This is a genomic window from Serratia sp. JKS000199 (assembly GCF_900215455.1).
GTDB classification, from domain to species: domain Bacteria; phylum Pseudomonadota; class Gammaproteobacteria; order Enterobacterales; family Enterobacteriaceae; genus Serratia; species Serratia ureilytica.
Genome location: NZ_LT907843.1, coordinates 1 through 19,219, shown reverse-complemented (window position 1 = coordinate 19,219; position 19,219 = coordinate 1). Strand labels below are relative to the sequence as shown.

Sequence of the window (19,219 nt, the reverse complement as noted above, 5' to 3'; positions counted from 1 at the left end):
CCCTTACCTCTTCACAAACGCCTGAGCCTTGGTCAGGCGCGTTTCATAATCAATTCGCAGCAACAGCACGATCGCCGTCGACATAATCAGCAAGCTCGAGCCGCCGTAACTGATCAGCGGCAGCGTCAGACCTTTGGTCGGCAACATGCCCGCGGCGGCGCCGACGTTAACCAGCGCCTGGAAGCTGAACCACACGCCGATCGCGCAGGCCAGGAAGCCGGAGAAGCGTTGGTCGATCTCCAGCGCGCGGCGCCCGATGGACATCGCGCGAAAAGCGACGAAGAATACCATTAACAGGGCTAAAACCACACCGATATAGCCCAGTTCTTCACCCAAAATGGAGAAGATGAAGTCGGTGTGCGCTTCCGGCAAATACTCCAGTTTCTGCACCGAGTTGCCGAGCCCCTGCCCCCAGAACTCGCCGCGGCCGAATGCCATCAGCGACTGGGTCAACTGGTAGCCGCTGCCGAACGGGTCGGCCCACGGGTTCCAGAACGAGGTCACGCGGCGCATACGGTACGGTTCCGCGATAATCAGCAGCACCACGGCGAACACGCCGGAGCCGATGATCGCCAGGAACTGCCACATTTTCGCGCCAGCCAGGAACAGCATCGCCAGCGTGGTGATGAACAGCACCACCACGGTGCCGAGATCCGGCTGCGCCAGCAGCAGCACCGCCAGCACCACCATGACGCCCATCGGCTTACAGAAGCCCCAGAAGTTGCTGCGCACCTCTTCCACCTTGCGCACCAGATAGCTCGCCAGGTAGCAGAACAGCGACAGCTTGGACAGCTCCGCCGGCTGAATACGCAGCGGGCCGAGCGCGATCCAGCGCGAGGCCCCGTTCACCGAGCTCCCCACCACCAGGACGATCAGCAGCATCACGATCGACATCAGCAGCATCACGTTGCTGTAGCGCTGCCAAACTTCCATCGGGATGCGCAGCGTCACCAACGACAGGCCGAACGCCAGGCCGAGGTACAGCGCATCGCGTTTGGCGAACAGGAACGGATCGTCCGCCAGGCGTTGGCCGATCGGCATCGACGCCGAGGTCACCATCACGAAGCCGATGATCGCCAACCCGAAGGTCAGCCACAGCAGGGTGCGATCGTACAGCACCATGTTGACCGCGTCGTTGTCGCGCGCGCCGGTCACCCAGTCTTTCAGCCGTTCTGTCAGCCCGAAGTTCGGCAAGCGTAGTTTCATCCGCCAAGCTCCTGCGCCAGGCGGGCGAACTCATCGCCGCGCACTTCAAAATTACGGAACTGATCGAGACTGGCGCAGGCCGGCGACAACAGCACCATATCGCCGGGCTGTACGCGGCCGGCGATGGTGCGCATCGCCTGCTCCATGGTCTCGGTCAGCGTCGCCACTTCCGGCCGCAGCTGCGCCAGCTGGGCGCCGTCGCGGCCAAAGCAATACAGCCGCACGTTATCGCCCTGCAGATAGCGCGCCAGCGGCGAGAAATCGGCGGACTTGCCGTCGCCGCCCAGCAGCAGATGCAGCGTGCCGTCCACCTGCAGGCCGTTCAGTGCCGCTTCGGTGCTGCCGACGTTGGTGGCTTTGGAATCGTTGATCCAACGCACGCCGTTGTGCTCCCAGGCCAGCTGGAAGCGGTGCGCCAGGCCGGTGAAGGTGGTCAACGCCTTCAGGCTGGAGGCACGCGGGATATTGACCGCATCCGCCAACGCCAGCGCCGCCAGGGCGTTGGTGTAGTTGTGGCGGCCGGTCAGCTTCATCTCGCGCGTGTTCAGCACCTTCTCACCGCGCACCCGCAGCCAGGTTTCGCCCTGCTGACGGTTCAGGTGATAGTCGCCCACGTCCGCCCCGAAGCTAACGCAGCGTTCGTCGGCGCCGCGCACCGGCATGGTCAGCGCATCGTCCGCGTTCACCACGCACACCGCGGCGTTTTCATACACGCGCAGCTTGGCGCCGCGATACTGCTGCAGGCCGAACGGATAGCGATCCATATGATCTTCGGTCACGTTCAGGATGGTCGCCGCCGCCGCCCGCAGGCTATACGTCGTTTCCAGCTGGAAGCTGGACAGCTCCAGCACGTAAAGCTGACATTCCTGGCGCAACAGGCTCAGCGCCGGCAGGCCGATATTGCCGCCCACGCCCACCGCCCAACCGGCGGCTTTCGCCATCTCGCCCACCAGGGTGGTGACGGTGCTCTTGCCGTTGGAGCCGGTAATCGCCACGATCGGCGCCTGCGCCTCGCGGCAGAACAGTTCGACGTCGCCGACGATTTCCACGCCGGCGTCAGCCGCGGCGCTCAACGCCGGGGTCGCCAGCGCGACGCCCGGGCTGGCGACGATCAGATCCGCCGCCAGCAGCCAGTCCTGGTTCAGATCGCCCAGATGGCGCTCCACGCTTTCAGGCAGTTTGTCCAAGCCTGGCGGCGCGATACGGGTATCCATCACGCGCGGCGTCACGCCGCGTGCCATGAAGAAATCGACACAGGACAGGCCGGTGAGGCCCAACCCGATGATGACGACTTTTCTACCCTGATAGTCTGCCATGATTAACGCACCTTCAGCGTTGCCAGGCCAATCAGCACCAGCATCAGCGAAATGATCCAGAAGCGCACGATCACACGCGGCTCCGGCCAGCCTTTCAATTCATAGTGGTGGTGAATCGGCGCCATGCGGAAAATGCGTTGTCCGCGCAGCTTGAACGATCCCACCTGCAGGATCACCGACAGCGTCTCTACCACGAACACGCCGCCCATGATCACCAACAAAAACTCCTGGCGCAGCAGCACCGCGATGGTGCCCAGCGCGCCGCCCAGCGCCAGCGAACCGACGTCGCCCATAAACACCTGAGCCGGGTAGGTGTTGAACCACAGGAAGCCGAGGCCGGCGCCGACGATGGCGGTGCAGACGATCACCAACTCACCGGCATGACGCAGATACGGAATATGCAGGTAGTTGGCGAAGTTCATGTTACCGGTCGCCCAGGCTACCAGCGCGAAACCGGCCGCCACGAATACCGTCGGCATAATCGCCAGGCCGTCCAGACCGTCGGTCAGATTGACCGCGTTGCTGGTGCCGACGATGACGAAATAGGCCAGCAGGATGTACAGCAAGCCCAACTGCGGCATCACGTCCTTAAAGAACGGCACAACCAGCTCGGTGGCTGGCGTGTCTTTTCCTACGGCGTACATGGCGAATGCGACAATCAGCGCAATCACCGACTGCCAGAAATACTTCCAGCGGGCGATCAGCCCTTTGGTGTCCTTACGCACCACCTTGCGGTAGTCATCGACGAAACCGACGATGCCGTAACCCACCAGCACAAACAGCACGCACCAGACATACGGGTTGGACGGGTAGGCCCACATCAGCACCGAAATGGTGATGGAGGTCAGGATCATGATGCCGCCCATAGTCGGCGTGCCGCGCTTGCTGAAGTGCGACTCGGGGCCGTCGTTACGCACCACCTGGCCGAAGGACATTTCTTGCAGACGCTTGATCACCCGCGGGCCCATCCACAGCGACAGGAACAGCGCGGTCAGCAGGCTGACAATGGCTCGGAACGTCAGATAAGAAAAGACGTTGAAGCCTGAGTAATACTTGACCAAATGCTCGGCCAGCCAAACTAACATGGTGCTTTCTCCTGTAACGCGCGTACTACCTGCTCCATTGCGGCACTACGTGAACCTTTGATTAACACGGTGATGACCGCATGTTCCGACAGTAATTCCGCCACGCGCGCGATCACTGCTGTCTTGTCCTGATAATGTTCGCCATTGCCGGAAGCCTCGCTCAGCACGCGGCTCAACCCGCCGACGCTGATCACTTTATCGACCCCGGCCTGGCGGGCGGCTTCACCCACCTGACGGTGGCACTCTTCCGCTTCTGCGCCCAGCTCGGCCATATCGCCGACCACCATCACGCGGTAGCCCGGCATCTCCGCCAGCACCTGCGCCGCCGCGGTCATCGACCCGACGTTGGCGTTGTAGCTGTCGTCCAGCAGCAGCTTGCCTTCGGCCAGCGCCACCGGGAACAAACGCCCCGGCACCGCCTGCAATTGTTTCAACCCCTGACGCACTGCTTCGAGGGTCGCGCCCACCGACATCGCCAGCGCCGTGGCCGCCAGCGCGTTGGCCACGTTGTGGCGCCCCGGCAGCGGCAGCGCGATCTCGGCGGTGCCGAACGGGCTGTGCAGCGTAAACTGCGTGCCTGCGCCGTTCACCCGCACGTCGTGCGCGAAGAAGTCCACGCCTTCGGCCGCCTGCGGCGAGAAGCGCCAGACGGTTTTGCCGCCCAGCATGCTCTGCCAGTGCGGCCAGTCGTTGTTATCGGCGTTGATGATCGCCACGCCGTCGGCCGGCAGGCCGGTAAAGATTTCACCTTTCGCCTGGGCGACGCCGGCCAGCGAGCCGAAGCCTTCCAGGTGCGCCGCCGCCAGGTTGTTCACCAAAGCGGTCTGCGGACGCGTCAATGCGGTGGTGTAAGCAATTTCGCCAATGTGGTTAGCGCCCAGCTCTATCACGGCAAAATCATGCTGCGGCTCCAGACGCAACAGCGTCAACGGCACGCCGATGTCGTTATTGAAGTTGCCGGCGGTATACAGCACTTCGCCGCATTCACGCAGAATGGCGGCGGTCATTTCTTTCACCGATGTCTTGCCCGAGGAGCCGGTCAGCGCCACCACGCGCGCCGGCACCTGCTGACGCACCCAGGCGCCAAGCTGCCCCAGCGCCAGACGGGTGTCTTTCACCACCAGCTGCGGCACGTCCACCAATAAGCGCTTACTGACCAGCAACGCCCCGGCGCCTGCGGCTACGGCATCCGCCGCGAAGTCGTGAGCGTCGAAACGCTCGCCTTTCAGCGCCACAAACAGGCAACCGGCGGTCACCTTGCGGGTGTCTGTCGTCACCTCGACAATTTGGCAATCGGCGCCGATCGGTTCAGCGCTCAATACCTCAGCCAGTGTCTGAAGAGAGACAGGGATCATGCCAGCACCCCCAGCAGTCGGGCGACCGTCGTGCGGTCGGAGTAATCCAGGCGGCGGTTGCCCACCAGCTGATAATCTTCGTGGCCTTTGCCCGCCACCAACACCACATCCTGCTCCTGCGCCTGCATGATGGCGCTGGTCACCGCTTCGGCGCGGCCGTGGATCACCAGCGCTTGCCCGGCATCCAACAATCCGGTCAGGATATCGTTGATAATCGCGCGCGGCTCTTCGGTACGCGGGTTGTCATCGGTGATCACCACGCGATCGGCGAACTGCTCGGCGATGCCGCCCATCAGCGGACGCTTGCCCTTGTCGCGATCGCCGCCGCAGCCGAAGACGCACCACAGCTGCCCCTGGCAGTGCAGGCGCGCCGCTTCCAGCGCTTTCTCCAGCGCATCCGGCGTGTGGGCGTAATCCACCACGACCGTCGGTTTGCCCGGCGCGTTAAACACTTCCATGCGGCCGCAGACCGGCTGCAGACGGTTGCCGGTTTCCACCAGCGCCTCCAGCGGGTAGCCAAGCGACAGCAGCGTCGCCAATGCCAACAGCAGATTGCTGACGTTGAAAGCGCCCATCAGGCGGCTTTCGATCTCGCCGTCGCCCCAGCTGGAGCTGAACCGAACCGTGGCACCGTTGTCGTGATAATCGACCGCCGTGGTTTTCAGCCAGCGGCCGTGACAGCCCGGCTGCAGGTTGCCCTGCATCGTCACCGCCACCGCATCCGGCAGCTTGCTCAGCCAGCGCTGGCCGACTTCATCGTCGGCGTTGATGATCGCCTGCCCCACATTGTGGGCGGCGAACAGCGACCATTTGGCCGCTTCGTAATTGGCCATGTCACCGTGGTAATCCAGGTGATCGCGGCTCAGGTTGGTGAAGACCGCGGCAGCGAACGGCAGCGCCGCCACCCGGTGTTGCACCAAACCGTGGGATGAGACTTCCATCGCGGCGAAGGTCGCGCCCTGTTCCGCCAAGTCGTTTAATACGTGTTGAACATCCACCGCAGAACCGGTGGTATTCTCGGTCGGGCAGACCTGGCCCAGCAGACCGTTGCCGACGGTGCCCATCACCGCGCTGGTTTCGCCCAGCAGTTGGCTCCACTGCGCCAACAACTGCGTGGTGGTGGTTTTGCCGTTGGTGCCGGTCACGCCGACCAGGCGCAGACGCTCGCCCGGCTGATGGTAAAAACGCCCGGCCAGCGCGGAAAGGCGCTGGTTCAGTTGGCTCAGGTAGATCACCGGCACGCCGTGCATCTCAACGATGGCGCCGTCTTCGGCCTGACCCTCAGCTTCGGCGATCACGGCGGCGACGCCCTGCGCAATGGCCTGCGGAATATAGCGGCGTCCATCCGTTTGATGGCCGACCACGGCGACAAACAGATCCCCGGCAGCCGCCACACGGCTGTCTAATGTCATTTCCCGCAGCGCGCGCCCGGGCGCCGTCGGCACCCACGGGGCGAGTAAGTCGCGCAAATTACGATCTGCCACCTGAACCCTCTTTCTTGTTAATCACTAATTCGCTTTTGTCACCGGTGGGCAACGCGTCAGGCTCGACGTTCATGGTGCGCAATACGCCGCCCATGATGGCTCCGAACACCGGCGCGGAGATTGCGCCACCATAGTATTTCCCACCCTGCGGGTCGTTGATGACGACCACCAGGGCAAAACGGGGGTTACTTGCCGGCGCGACGCCGGCGGTATAAGCGATGTATCGGTTGACGTATTTGCCGTCCGGGCCCACTTTTTTCGCGGTACCGGTTTTGATGGCGATACGGTATCCCTTGATGGCGGCTTTCACGCCGCCGCCGCCCGGCAAGGCCACGCTTTCCATCATGTGCACCACGGTGCGCACCAGAGGTTCAGGGAAAACGCGTTCGCCGGCGACCGGAGGGTCAACCTTGGTGATCGACAATGGGCGATACACGCCCAGACTGCCGATCGTTGCATAGACTCGCGCCAACTGTAACGGAGTTACCATCAGCCCGTAGCCGAAAGAGAAGGTGGCCCTCTCTATGTCAGACCACCGTTGTTTTTTTGGGTATATGCCACTGCTTTCTCCGACCAGCCCCAAATTGGTCGCTTTTCCCAGCCCAAAACGAGAGTAAGTATCTACTAACGCTGAGGACGGCATCGCTAACGCCAGCTTTGAAACACCGACGTTACTCGACTTCTGCAAGATCCCGGTCAATGACAGCTCCGAGTACCGCGCCACGTCTTTGATCTCGTGGCCCTGAATGCGGTACGGGATGGTGTTCAGCACGCTGTTTTCTCTCACCACGCCGTTTTGCAGCGCGGTCATCACCACCATTGGCTTCACGGTTGAACCGGGTTCAAAAATATCGGTGATAGCGCGGTTACGCATGGTTTCTTTCGGCGTACCGGCCATGTTGTTCGGGTTATAAGACGGGCTGTTGGCCATCGCCAGCACTTCGCCAGTGTTCACGTCGATCAGCACCGCAGTGCCCGATTCGGCCTTGTTGAACGCCACGGCGTTGTTCAGCTCGCGATACACCAGCGCCTGCAGGCGCTCATCGACGCTCAGCACCAGGTTATGCGCCGCCTGGCTATCGACGGAGGAGATATCTTCAATCACTCGGCCGAAGCGATCCTTGCGCACCGTTCTCTCGCCCGGTTGCCCGGTCAGCCAGCGATCGAAGCTCTTCTCGACGCCTTCGATGCCTTGCCCGTCGATGTTGGTCACGCCGATGATGTGCGACGTCACCTGCCCCGCCGGGTAGTAACGGCGCGACTCCTGCCGCAGGTAGATCCCCGGCAGCTTGAGTTTGTGGATGTAGTCGCCGATCGCCGGGTTAACCTGGCGCGCCAGATAAACGAAGCGCCCTTTCGGGTTGGCGTTGATGCGGTTGGAAAGCTGGTCCAGCGGGATGTTGAGCGCATCGGAAAGCGCTTTCCAACGGCTGTCCAGCGTGATGCCGCCGCGTTCGTTCAGCTCTTTCGGATCGGCCCACACCGCATTCACCGGCACGCTGACCGCCAACGGGCGGCCGGCGCGATCGCTGATCATGCCGCGCGCGGTCGGCACTTCCTGCACGCGCAGCGAACGCATGTCGCCTTCTTTCACCAGACGATCGGGGTTGATGACCTGCAGGTACGCGACGCGCAGCATCAGGCCAACCATCGCCAGCAAAATGCAGCCGCACAGCAACGCAAAACGCCAGCTGACAAAGCTGGCCTGATCTTCCTGGCGTCTCAACTTACCGGGGCGCGCTGCTTTCATGCGTTTCCTTTCTACTCCGTGTCATTATTCCGGTTAAACCATTCATTGTTTAACGATGATATTTTCCTGCGATGGATCAACGTGTTGCATCTGCAGTTTTTCTGTCGCGATACGTTCAACCCGGCTGTGATCGCCGAGGGCGTTCTCTTCTAAAATCAGGTTGCGCCACTCGATATCCAGCGCATCGCGCTCCAGAACCAGCTGCTCGCGTTCGGCGGTCAGCAGGCGGGTGCGGTGCGCGGTGGTCACCACGAAAATCGCGGAGACCAGTGACGCAATCAGTAAAATCATGGGGATCTTGGCGTTGCGCAGCAGATCGCCGCCAATCACCCCGACCAGGCCGTGACGTTCGTTGCCAATCACGCGGGCATCCTCTCAGCAATGCGCAGCACCGAGCTGCGCGCACGCGGGTTGTCCGCCACTTCCGCTTCCGACGGCATCATTTTGCCCAGCGCTTTCAGCGTTCGCCCGCCCATGCCGCGCAGTTGCTCCTCGGTCAACGGAATGCCCGCCGGCACCTGGGCGCCGCGGCTGTGGTGTCGCATAAAGCGTTTGACGATGCGGTCTTCCAGCGAATGGAAGCTGATGATCGACAAACGGCCCTGCGGGGCCAGCACTTCCAGCGCGCCGTCGAGCGCACGCTCGATCTCTTCCAGCTCGCTGTTGATATAAATGCGGATCGCCTGGAAGCTGCGCGTCGCCGGATGCTTGTGCTTTTCACGGAACGGGCTGGCATCGGCGATCAGATCCGCCAGCTCTTTGGTGCGCGTCATCGGCTCCACGCGGTTTCTTTCGACGATGGCGCGCGCGATGCGCTTGGCGAAACGCTCTTCGCCGAAGGTTTTCAGCACCCAGGCGATGTCGTCCGCTTCGGCCTTCATCAGCCACTCTGCGGCAGACAGGCCGGTGGACGGATCCATGCGCATGTCCAGCGGACCGTCGCGCATAAAGGAGAACCCGCGCTCCGCGTCGTCAAGCTGCGGCGAGGAAACGCCCAGATCGAGCAGAACGCCGTCGATCTTGCCCACCAGCTCGCGCTCCCGCACATAGTGCGACAACTCGGAAAATGGGCCGTGTACGATGGTAAAACGAGGATCTTCAATAGATTTGGCGGCTGCAATCGCCTGAGGGTCACGGTCAATTGCCAGCAAGCGCCCTTCCGGCCCCAGTTGGGACAGAATCAGACGAGAATGGCCACCGCGACCAAAAGTACCGTCGATATATATGCCGTTGCTGCGGATATTGAGGCCGTTGACGGCTTCGTCCAGCAGGACGGTGGTGTGTTTATAGTTTTCCAACATGCTTATAGCGACAAGTCCTGTAGCCGCTCAGACAACGGTTCCTGAGTCGACTGTTCAGCGTCAATATCATCCTTGACTTGTTGATACCAGGTCTGTTCATCCCACAGTTCAAACTTGTTGAACTGACCGACCAGCATCACTTCTTTCGTGAGCCCGGCGTGTTGCCGCAGCGTACTGGCTAACAGCAAACGACCGGCACTATCCATCTGACACTCACTGGCATGTCCCAACAGCAGGCGCTGAACGCGGCGCTCGGCGGGATTCATGCTCGACAGACGTGATAATTTTTGTTCAATAATTTCCCATTCGGGCAAAGGATAAAGCAGCAGGCAGGGCTGATGGAGGTCAATGGTACAGACCATTTGGCCTTGCGATTCCTCGTTGAGCAATTCCCGATATCGGGTAGGTACGGCGAGCCGCCCTTTGCTGTCGAGGTTGACCATCGTCGCTCCACGGAACATTCCTGAGCTACCCCTTAGTGACCGTTTTCACCACTTTACCCCACAAATTCCCACACAATGGAGTTTACGGAGGGTATGAAAACCTTGTCAAGCCAGAGCGCCAGCGCTTTGGCAATATTTCTCTGGTCATTTTGGGAGCTGACTCGCGAAAGAAACTCTGATTATTCGACGATTAAAAATTAACACCATGATAAACGGAGAGAATTTTCTAGGCGGAAAGAATCTGATTAAAAACCTGACGAACTGGCGATTAATTAACTCATTACTTCCTTCTGCAAGCCATGTCTCATTTTTCAGCTCGGCAATCTCAGGGCTGTAACCGCTGCCGCCCCGCGCGCGCCAAGGCTCGGCGCCTGACGAGTCGACCGCAGAATAAGGCTATAACTCCTTGAGTTAATAACGCTCAATCGTTATTCACCGTAAAACCGAGCGCTATTTTACTTCAATTTGCACCGCCATGATGAGAGCACGGCGAAAATAAATGGCTCGGATATTACGAGCAGAAGTAATTTCGATTTAAATCAATTTGGTAAGATTATTCCCAAAACACCTGTTTACAATTATGGTTTCATTTTCTTACACCTTTATTTCCACAATTTTTGCCGGAAAAATCCCCCCGCGGACACAAAAAATCGCAACAGCATGTTTTTAATAGGTTTATTTAAAAACACCGATTTTAATCTCTCCATCCCTTCCTGCGCCCCGGCCCTGCGGGACAAAAACCGAACAAATGTTAAAAATAAAAATATAAACCTAGTTAAAAAACACAAACCAGATCAGTAAACTATATAAAAAGCAAAAAACCAGAATTAACAACCACAAATTATAAAATTAACAGCACATTAACACAAAGGAGAGATACATGATTTCGCCCGCCGCACACTGGCGCAGCGCCGCTGCCGATACGTTTGCACTGGTGGTGTACTGCTTTATCGCCGGTATGGCGATTGAAGTGTTGATCTCCGGCATGAGCTTCCAGCAATCCCTCTCTTCACGCCTGTTGTCGATCCCGGTCAACATTCTGATCGCCTGGCCTTATGGCCGCTATCGCGATCTGTTTATCCGCACGGCGCGCCGCTGCCCGCACGGCCAGTTCCTACTGCGCAATCTCGCCGATCTGCTGGCCTATGTCAGCTTCCAGTCGCCGGTTTATGCTGCAATTTTATGGAGCGTGGGCGCCGACGGCCAACAAATGCTGGCGGCGGTAACCAGCAATGCGCTGGTCTCCATGGCGATGGGCGTGGTGTATGGTTACTTCCTGGAGTACTGCCGGCGGCTGTTTCGGGTAGCGGGTTACGTCTAAAGGAGCCCGCCAACGCGGGCCCCTGTCAGCCAAACTACTTGCGGCTCAGACTGCCGCGGCGGAACAGATTGCGGCGAATGCGCGTCAGCCCCGGCTTGGGTTTACGCGGTTCGTCCAGGCTGGCCAGCACCAGTTCCAGCACGCGCTCGGCCACGTCGCGATGGCGCTGCGCAACCGCCAATACCGGGCACTCAAGGAAATCCAACAGTTCATGATCGCCGAAGGTGGCGATCGCCAGATCGGTCGGCAAGCGGCCGCGTTGCTTCAGCGTCACGTCCATCACGCCCTGCAATAAAGAGAACGACGTGGTAAACAGCGCCTGCGGCATCGGGTGCGTTTTCAACCATTCGGCAAACAGCGCGCCGGCGGCTTCGCGTTCGTAGCTGTTGGCGTACAGGTAATCGACGTGGCGGGGATCCTCTTGCCAGGCCTGGCGGAAGCCCTGCTCACGCAGGAAGCTGACCGAAAGCTCCGGCAAGGCGCCCAGGTACAGCACCGACTCCGCCGGGAAGGTGCGCAGCTCCTGCGCCAACGCAAAAGCGTCTTCCTGATCGGCGCCCACAACGCTGATGAAATGCTCGCGATCCAGCGCGCGGTCCAGCGCGATGATCGGCAGCGGATCGTTGGCCCAGCGTTGATAGAAAGGATGCTCCGGCGGCAAGGCGGTGGAGACGATGATGGCGTCCACCTGACGCTGCAGCAGGTGCTCAATGCAGCGCATTTCGTTGTCCGGCTGATCTTCGGAACAGGCGATCAGCAATTGGTAACCCCGCTGGCGCGCCTGGCGCTCCAGGTAGTTGGCGATGCGGGTATAGCTGGTATTTTCCAGATCCGGGATCACCAGGCCGATAGAACGGGTGCGCCCGGCGCGCAGCCCCGCCGCGACGGCATTCGGGTGATAGTTATGCTCCCTGACCACGGCCATCACTTTCTCGACGGTTTTATCGCTGACACGATACTGCTTCGCCTTGCCGTTGATGACATAACTGGCCGTCGTGCGCGAAACGCCCGCGAGACGCGCGATTTCATCCAGTTTCACATTAACCCCTTAATGACGCTGAAAATAGAAGTGAAGGCTGTGCTCGGATTAACCATGGCATCCCGTGCGGTTATTCAATCCAGCCTCTGCGATCTAACAGCAGAAAACACTACCTAGCAACCGCTTTTGCCGAAAGGTGCCGGCAATCGGGCAAAAAAGGCCGAAAAACAAAGGGCGCAGCCACGCCGCGCCCCCGATTATTCGCCGCCAGACCGCGCTCAGCGCATGATTTTGTCGCCGCGCGACACGCCGACCACGCCGGAACGCGCCACTTCCACAATCTCCGCCACTTCACGCACCGCGCTCAGGAAGGCGTCCAGCTTGTCGCTGGTGCCGGCCAGCTGCACCGTATACAGCGTCGCCGTCACATCGACGATCTGGCCACGGAAAATATCGGCGCAGCGTTTCACCTCTTCACGGCCGTAGCCGCTGGCCTGCAGCTTCACCAGCATGATCTCGCGTTCAACGTGAGCGCCCTGCACCAGCTCGCTGACGCGCAACACGTCCACCAGCTTGTGCAACTGCTTCTCAATCTGCTCCAGCACTTTCTCGTCGCCGACGGTCTGGATAGTCATGCGCGACAGCGTCGGATCGTCGGTCGGCGCCACCGTCAGGCTCTCGATGTTGTAACCGCGCTGGGAGAACAACCCCACCACGCGCGACAGGGCGCCGGATTCGTTTTCCAGCAAGACAGATAAAATACGGCGCATGATCAGGTCCTCTCCGTTTTGCTAAGCCACATTTCGTCCATGCTTCCGCCGCGGATCTGCATCGGGTAGACATGTTCGGTTTCATCGACGGTCACGTCGACGAACACCAGCCGCTCTTTTTCCGCCAGCGCCTGCGCCAGCTTGCTTTCCAGCTCATCCGGCGTGCGGATGGCGATACCGACATGGCCGTAAGCCTCGGCCAGCTTGACGAAGTCCGGCAGTGAATCCATGTAAGACTGCGAATGACGGCCGGAATAAATCATGTCCTGCCATTGCTTGACCATGCCCAGATAGCGGTTGTTGAGGTTCACCACCACCACCGGCAGGTTATATTGCAGCGCGGTGGACAGCTCCTGAATATTCATCTGAATGCTGCCGTCGCCGGTCACGCACACCACGGTTTCCTCCGGCAGTGCCAGCTTGACGCCCAATGCCGCCGGCAGGCCGAAGCCCATGGTACCGAGGCCGCCGGAGTTGATCCAACGGCGCGGTTTGTCGAACGGATAATAGAGCGCGGCGAACATTTGGTGCTGGCCGACGTCCGAGGTCACATAGGCGTCGCCTTTGGTCAGGCGATGCAGGGTTTCAATCACCGCCTGCGGCTTGATGGTGCCGCTGTTTTTGTCGTAGCCCAGGCAGTCGCGGGCGCGCCACTGCTCGATAGACTGCCACCAATCGCGCAGCGCATCGTGATCCTGCGCTTTCTCGTCCTGCGCCAGCAGCTCCAGCATCTGCACCAGCACCTGCTTGGCATCGCCGACGATCGGGATATCGGCGTCCACCGTTTTGGAGATCGAGGTCGGATCGATATCGATGTGCAGCACGGTGGCATCCGGACAGTATTTGGCCAGATTGTTGGTCGTACGATCGTCGAAACGCACGCCGACGGCGAAGATCACGTCGGCATGGTGCATGGTTTTATTGGCTTCATAGGTGCCGTGCATGCCGAGCATGCCAACGCTCTGGCGGTGGGTACCGGGGAAGGCCCCCAACCCCATCAGGCTGCTGGTCACCGGCAGGTTCAACTGCTCCGCCAACGCCAACAGTTCTGCTTCGCAGCCAGCGTTGATCGCGCCGCCGCCGACGTACATCACCGGCTTTTTGGCCGCCAGAATGGTTTGCAGCGCGCGTTTGATTTGCCCGCGGTGGCCCTGCACCGTCGGGTTGTAAGAACGCATGCTCACGTCCTGCGGATAGGCATAAGGCATCCGCACCGCCGGGCCGACGATGTCTTTCGGCAGATCGATCACCACCGGGCCGGGGCGGCCGCTGGAGGCCAGGTAAAAGGCCTTCTTCAACACCGCCGGGATGTCTTCGGTGCGTTTCACCAGGAAGCTGTGTTTCACCACCGGCCGAGAAATCCCCACCATATCGCACTCCTGGAAGGCGTCGTAGCCGATCAGCGAGCTGGGCACCTGCCCCGACAGGACGACCATCGGGATCGAGTCCATATAAGCGGTAGCGATACCGGTAATGGCGTTGGTGGCGCCGGGGCCGGAGGTCACCAGCACCACGCCCACTTCGCCGGTGGCGCGCGCGTAACCGTCGGCCATGTGCACCGCACCTTGCTCGTGGCGCACCAGAATATGATCGATCCCTCCGACCGTATGCAGGGCGTCGTAGATATCGAGCACCGCCCCGCCGGGGTAGCCGAATACATGTTTAACGCCCTGATCGATCAACGATCGGACGACCATCTCGGCTCCTGACAACATCTCCATGGGTTTGCCTCCAGGCTTGCTTATTCTTCTCTGGCGCCGGAACGTAGCGCCTGCTGCGGGGCAATGCCCCTAAATTTTTATGGGTTGTCGCTATCGAATTAACATAACGTCAGAATATGGGGCAGGCAAACGGCAAAATGGCTTAACGACGGCGGGGTTATTGCCAAGCGGCTGGAGATCGCGACTTTATAAAAACAATGCGCTAGCCCCAGGGGCGTCAGGCTAGGCATTGTTTCGAACAGAGGGAAAATTACAGAACTAAATCAGGCGAAGAATATGCCGTTTTTTTCGCCGAACGCGCGGTCCGGCGGCGGCCTCAGCCCTGTTCCTGGTACATGGAGTCGATTTCACGCTGATAGCGCTGCAGGATCACTTTGCGGCGCAGCTTCAGCGTTGGCGTCAGCTCCCCCAGCTCCATGGAAAAGGCCGCCGGCAGCAGCGTGAACTTCTTCACCTGCTCGAAGCGCGCCAGCTCCTTTTGCATCTCACGCAGACGCTTTTCGAACATCTCGAGGATTTCACCGTTGCGCAGCAGCTCCAGGCGATCCTGATACTTCAGGTTGACTGACTTCGCGTACTCTTCCAGCGACTCAAAGCACGGCACGATCAGCGCGGAAACGAACTTGCGCGCATCGGCGATGATCGCCACCTGCTCGATAAAGCGGTCCTGCGCCAGCGTGCCTTCCAGCATCTGCGGCGCGATGTATTTGCCGCCGGAGGTTTTCATCAAATCCTTAAGGCGCTCGGTGATGAACAGATTGCCCTCTTCATCGATCGCCCCGGCATCGCCGGTTTTCAGCCAGCCGTCTGCGGTAAAGGTCGCGGCGGTTTCCAACGGTTTGTTGAAATAGCCGCGCATCACGATCGGCCCGCGCACCTGGATTTCATTTTCTTCACCGATGCGCACCTCGACCTCCGGCAGCGGTTTGCCGATAGAGCCGAAGCGGAAATGCCCTTCTTCCCAGCAGGACACGGTCGCACAGGTTTCGGTCATGCCATAGCCGTACTTGATGTTGACGCCCATCGCCTGGAAAAACAGGATCACATTGTCATCCAGCTTGGCGCCCGCCGCCGGCAGGAAGCGCACCCGGCCGCCGAGGATGCCGCGCAGCTTGCTCAATACCAGCTTGTCGGCCCAGCGATGAGAGAGTTCGAACAGTTTACCCAACGGTTTGCCGGCCCGCTCCTGAAGGAACTTGCGCTCCCCGCAGACGATCGCCCAGTGGAACAGCGCGCGGCGCAGCCAAGGCGCGCGCGCCACTTTTTCATGCACCGCGCTGAAAATCTTCTCGTAGAAACGCGGTACCGCGCACATCAGCGTCGGGCGAACCTGCCCCATCGCTTCCCGCACCCAGTCGGTGTTCGGCAGGAAGACGTTCTGCGCGCCGGAATGCATGACAAAGAAGCTCCAGGCACGCTCGAACACATGCGACAGCGGCAGGAAACTGAGCGACACATCCTCTTCGCCGACCGTCAGTCTCTCATCATGCAGGTAGAGCTGCGCCGCCAGGTTGCGGTAATCCAGCATCACCCCTTTGGGCTCGCCGGTGGTGCCCGAGGTATAGATCAGGGTGAAGAGGTCCTGCAGGTCGCACTCTTCAATGCGCTGCCGACGTTGAGCGATAAAAGCCGTCGGATCGGCGGCATGCTCGAAGGCGCTCAGGTGTCGCGCTATCTCGCAGCCGCGCAGGTCGGCATCTTGGTCAAACACGATAATATGGCGCAGCTGTGGGCAAACGCCGCGCAGCGCGATGGCCGCGTCCAACTGCGCCTGTTCGCCGACGAACAGTATGCGAATGTCGGCGTCGTTGATGACGAAGGCCGCCTGCGCCGGCGTATTGGTGGAATAGAGCGGCACGCTGACGCCGCGCAGGTGGAGAATCGCGAGATCGGCCAGCGACCAGGCCATGCCGTTATTGGCGAAAATGCCGATGCGCTCTTGCACTTCGGCCCCCAGGGCCAACAGCCCGGCGGCAATGCGATCGATGCGAACGGCGGCCTCTTCCCAGGTCAGTTGAAACTCGCCGTTGGGCGACCATTGGCGAAAAGCTGTGCGATCGGCTCGGTGGGTGATTTGATGCTGTATACGATGGATCAAATGGTATTGCAGCAGATTAGTGATCATAGTGCTCTAAGCCTGAAATGAATCATACAGTTAAGCCTGAACGACGCCTTACGGCCCTCATCTCAGCTTACACGTGTTTACTTTTTTCCGCGCAGTCTACCTACTCTCAGGCAGGGGGAAAAGCGATTTCAGCGTAGAAGTGTGAGCCAAAACTCAGGCCGGCTTTCGCGTTTTCATGGGTTGGACAGAACGGGAAGGAAAAGGTTTGCTGGCGGCAATAAAACGCGGCCCATCCGGGCCGCCGCATCGAGTTAGTTAAAAATACCAGTCGTAAAGTAAAAATCAGAATATTAATTTATATTAATTATTTTTGGTAAACGAACCAACTCACCCTGAAAATAAGTTATTTAATCGCCGCAAAACCAAGAAACATCTTAATAAAAACCCAGATAGTTCTTAGTTTTTATCATGAGAAAAAAACGCTCAGTTGAATATTATCTTTATATATCCCCATTTTTTATCGCTTTACTTTGGGTTACCCGCCTCAATCAGGACGGACTTCATCCACTGGTGCCCTTTATCCCGTTCGGAGGATTCATGCCAGGAAAGATAGCAGGTCGCTTTATTGTGATTGGCGCACAAAGGAACCGCCTTTATTTTCAACGCCTCCGTCTGTTGCCGCACCAACCAGGCGGGCGCAATCGCCACCATTTCCGTTTGCGACACCATATTCAACACGCTGTAGAGGTCCGTGCACTGTTGTGTCACGGCGCGCAGCATCGGCTCCTCTAAATAGAAAGGTTTACTGAACGATCCAAAACTTTCCAGGGAAACCGCCGCATGCTGTTCGGCCAACATGTGTTCCGGCGTCACCTCCTCCCCTATTCGCGGGTGCGCCTGCGCAACCGCCAGCACTAATTCGTCGTCGAACATCGCCAGGCTGCGAAACTCCGCCGACTCGAAACGGCTGTAGCCGATGACAAATTCGACGTCCTGATAACGCAATTGATGTTCAATATTATTGTTAATGTATGACTTTATTTGCAGGTTAAGCTGCGGCGCTATCTGTTTGACGTGATTGATTATCCCGGCGCCCAGACGCAAATCGAGCGGGCTGCACAGGGACAGGGAGAACGCTCGCGTGCTGGTCAGCGGCTCAAACTCAGATCCCGGCAACTCATTTTGCACCAGCTGCAGCGCTTGCCGCACCGGCCCGAACAGCTGCCTGGCCCGCATGGTGGGCTGGATCCCGCGCCCGCAGCGCACGAACAGCTCGTCGTTGAACATCACCTTCAGACGCGCTACCGCGTTGCTCACCGCCGGCTGCGACATCCCTAACGAATTAGCGGCTCGCGTAATATTTTGCATTTGCATCACGGCGTCAAACACCGTCAGCAAATTAAGATCGACGCTGCGCAAATGGATGTCCGCCGGCTCTTTGACCATGGCGATTTCTGAATCATATTCAGCCATATTTCACTCCACTAAATCCTGTGTAGATAATCTAATCCTTATGCTCGACAAACAATGAAACGCCGCATTGTCTTATCTTTGCACGACAAATCCTGCCATTACCGTCATCAGCCGATAAAAAACCTCGTGTTATCGACACGATTTAAGTCGTATATGGAATGCATATCAGTCACTTCTACCGTCAGCAGGAAGAATGCCACCTGGGTGGTACTAATAATTAGGTATTAACAATGATTAATACAATTAAACAACGTAACCCCACTGTATGAGACAAACTATAAAAACACATCATAAGCAATCAAACCATCTAAAAACATCAATCGCTTTGTGTAAAATCGCATTATTTTGTTATATTATGACTAAAACAATCAATTAATCATATGAATTCAATTTAAATCATTCGCATTAAAAATGTTATTTTGTTTCCTCCCGTGATTAATCCTCCTTATTTTTTCATCACAAATCTTAACCCAACAAAATCCAGAAGCAATTAGCGCAGTATATATTCGATTCGTTTATGCTAAGCAGCACGCAAACTGCTCCCATTTTTTCTCTATAGCGCTGCATTTTTACCGAATGATCCTCTGTTTGGACGCATAGCCGGTGCATTGTCCCCGCATTCAATCAGGTGTTGACATCGCCAGGCCAATCACGTATCAAATTAGGCAGACACCCAATTTAAGAGAAGCTGAACCATTATGATCCGTACTCACCGTCTACTAGGCCTACTACTCAACGCATCTTGTTTGCGCGGTATGCCTGTGGACGAAGTTCGGAGCTGACTCAGCCGATCACCCATAAGAAACCCGCGCTACTGCGCGGGTTTTTTTTTGCCCGCTTAGCGTGAAATCAACACGATAAGGAATGCACCGATGAGCCAACAAGTCATTATTTTCGATACCACGCTGCGTGATGGCGAACAGGCATTGCAGGCCAGCCTGAGCGTAAAA

The 19,219-nt window shown here is 58.6% G+C and carries 16 protein-coding genes; 2 read left to right on the top strand and 14 right to left on the bottom strand.

Annotated elements, in window-relative coordinates; translation table 11 throughout:
* Positions 1–3 precede the first annotated feature (3 nt).
* Genes ftsW through mraZ form a run of 9 tightly spaced genes read right to left on the bottom strand, consistent with a single transcriptional unit; the run spans position 4 to position 9,958 of the window.
* Positions 4–1,206 carry a cell division protein FtsW gene (ftsW, locus tag CPH57_RS00080; protein WP_015376649.1) on the bottom strand — a complete coding sequence of 401 codons (1,203 nt, stop codon included), beginning with the start codon at positions 1,204–1,206 and terminating at the stop codon, positions 4–6.
* The gene (murD, locus tag CPH57_RS00075; protein WP_025301569.1) at positions 1,203–2,522 is read right to left on the bottom strand and encodes a UDP-N-acetylmuramoyl-L-alanine--D-glutamate ligase; all 1,320 of its coding nucleotides are present in this window, start codon (positions 2,520–2,522) and stop codon (positions 1,203–1,205) included. Before murD ends, ftsW begins: the two co-directional genes overlap by 4 nt.
* Before the next feature lie 2 nt (positions 2,523–2,524).
* The gene (mraY, locus tag CPH57_RS00070) at positions 2,525–3,607 is read right to left on the bottom strand and encodes a phospho-N-acetylmuramoyl-pentapeptide-transferase (protein WP_004932782.1); all 1,083 of its coding nucleotides are present in this window, start codon (positions 3,605–3,607) and stop codon (positions 2,525–2,527) included.
* Entirely contained in the window at positions 3,601–4,962 is a 1,362-nt protein-coding gene (gene murF, locus CPH57_RS00065; RefSeq protein ID WP_096241893.1) for a UDP-N-acetylmuramoyl-tripeptide--D-alanyl-D-alanine ligase, read from the bottom strand. Before murF ends, mraY begins: the two co-directional genes overlap by 7 nt.
* A complete protein-coding gene (gene murE / locus CPH57_RS00060; protein WP_033641853.1) occupies positions 4,959–6,446 on the bottom strand; it encodes a UDP-N-acetylmuramoyl-L-alanyl-D-glutamate--2,6-diaminopimelate ligase in 1,488 nt (495 codons plus the stop codon). Before murE ends, murF begins: the two co-directional genes overlap by 4 nt.
* Entirely contained in the window at positions 6,433–8,196 is a 1,764-nt protein-coding gene (locus CPH57_RS00055) for a peptidoglycan glycosyltransferase FtsI (RefSeq protein WP_004932790.1), read from the bottom strand. The genes murE and CPH57_RS00055 overlap by 14 nt, the downstream gene beginning before the upstream one ends.
* 42 nt (positions 8,197–8,238) lie before the next feature.
* On the bottom strand, positions 8,239–8,559 hold the full coding sequence (ftsL, locus tag CPH57_RS00050; protein ID WP_033651674.1) for a cell division protein FtsL: 321 nt from the start codon (positions 8,557–8,559) through the stop codon (positions 8,239–8,241).
* Positions 8,556–9,497 carry a 16S rRNA (cytosine(1402)-N(4))-methyltransferase RsmH gene (gene rsmH / locus CPH57_RS00045; RefSeq protein ID WP_004932794.1) on the bottom strand — a complete coding sequence of 314 codons (942 nt, stop codon included), beginning with the start codon at positions 9,495–9,497 and terminating at the stop codon, positions 8,556–8,558. Before rsmH ends, ftsL begins: the two co-directional genes overlap by 4 nt.
* 2 nt (positions 9,498–9,499) lie before the next feature.
* The gene (mraZ, locus tag CPH57_RS00040) at positions 9,500–9,958 is read right to left on the bottom strand and encodes a division/cell wall cluster transcriptional repressor MraZ (protein WP_004932796.1); all 459 of its coding nucleotides are present in this window, start codon (positions 9,956–9,958) and stop codon (positions 9,500–9,502) included.
* Positions 9,959–10,820: 862 nt separating this feature from the next.
* Between mraZ and CPH57_RS00035 the strand changes: the two genes are divergently transcribed.
* Positions 10,821–11,261 (top strand): L-alanine exporter AlaE, encoded by a 441-nt coding sequence (locus CPH57_RS00035; protein WP_096241892.1) that lies wholly within the window; start codon positions 10,821–10,823, stop codon positions 11,259–11,261.
* 34 nt (positions 11,262–11,295) lie between these two features.
* Here CPH57_RS00035 and cra read toward each other — a convergent pair whose 3' ends face one another.
* The 5 genes from cra to leuO all read right to left on the bottom strand — a co-directional run bounded on the left by cra (position 11,296) and on the right by leuO (position 18,269).
* Positions 11,296–12,300, bottom strand: a complete 1,005-nt coding sequence (cra, locus tag CPH57_RS00030) for a catabolite repressor/activator (RefSeq protein WP_004932801.1) — start codon at positions 12,298–12,300, stop codon at positions 11,296–11,298.
* A gap of 218 nt (positions 12,301–12,518) precedes the next feature.
* Complete coding sequence (ilvN, locus tag CPH57_RS00025) at positions 12,519–13,010, bottom strand: acetolactate synthase small subunit (RefSeq protein ID WP_004932806.1); 492 nt, start codon at positions 13,008–13,010, stop codon at positions 12,519–12,521.
* A gap of 2 nt (positions 13,011–13,012) precedes the next feature.
* Positions 13,013–14,731 (bottom strand): acetolactate synthase 3 large subunit, encoded by a 1,719-nt coding sequence (gene ilvI / locus CPH57_RS00020; protein ID WP_028127857.1) that lies wholly within the window; start codon positions 14,729–14,731, stop codon positions 13,013–13,015.
* 316 nt (positions 14,732–15,047) lie between these two features.
* The gene (locus CPH57_RS00015) at positions 15,048–16,856 is read right to left on the bottom strand and encodes a long-chain fatty acid--CoA ligase (protein ID WP_047025199.1); all 1,809 of its coding nucleotides are present in this window, start codon (positions 16,854–16,856) and stop codon (positions 15,048–15,050) included.
* Between the two features lie 465 nt (positions 16,857–17,321).
* Positions 17,322–18,269: a transcriptional regulator LeuO gene (leuO, locus tag CPH57_RS00010; protein WP_033641849.1), complete on the bottom strand. Its 948-nt coding sequence runs from the start codon at positions 18,267–18,269 to the stop codon at positions 17,322–17,324.
* Positions 18,270–19,141: 872 nt separating this feature from the next.
* On the opposite strand from leuO, the gene CPH57_RS24640 reads away from it, so the two are divergent.
* A partial coding sequence (locus tag CPH57_RS24640) for a hypothetical protein (protein WP_231922842.1) occupies positions 19,142–19,219 on the top strand: 78 nt, incomplete at its 3' end.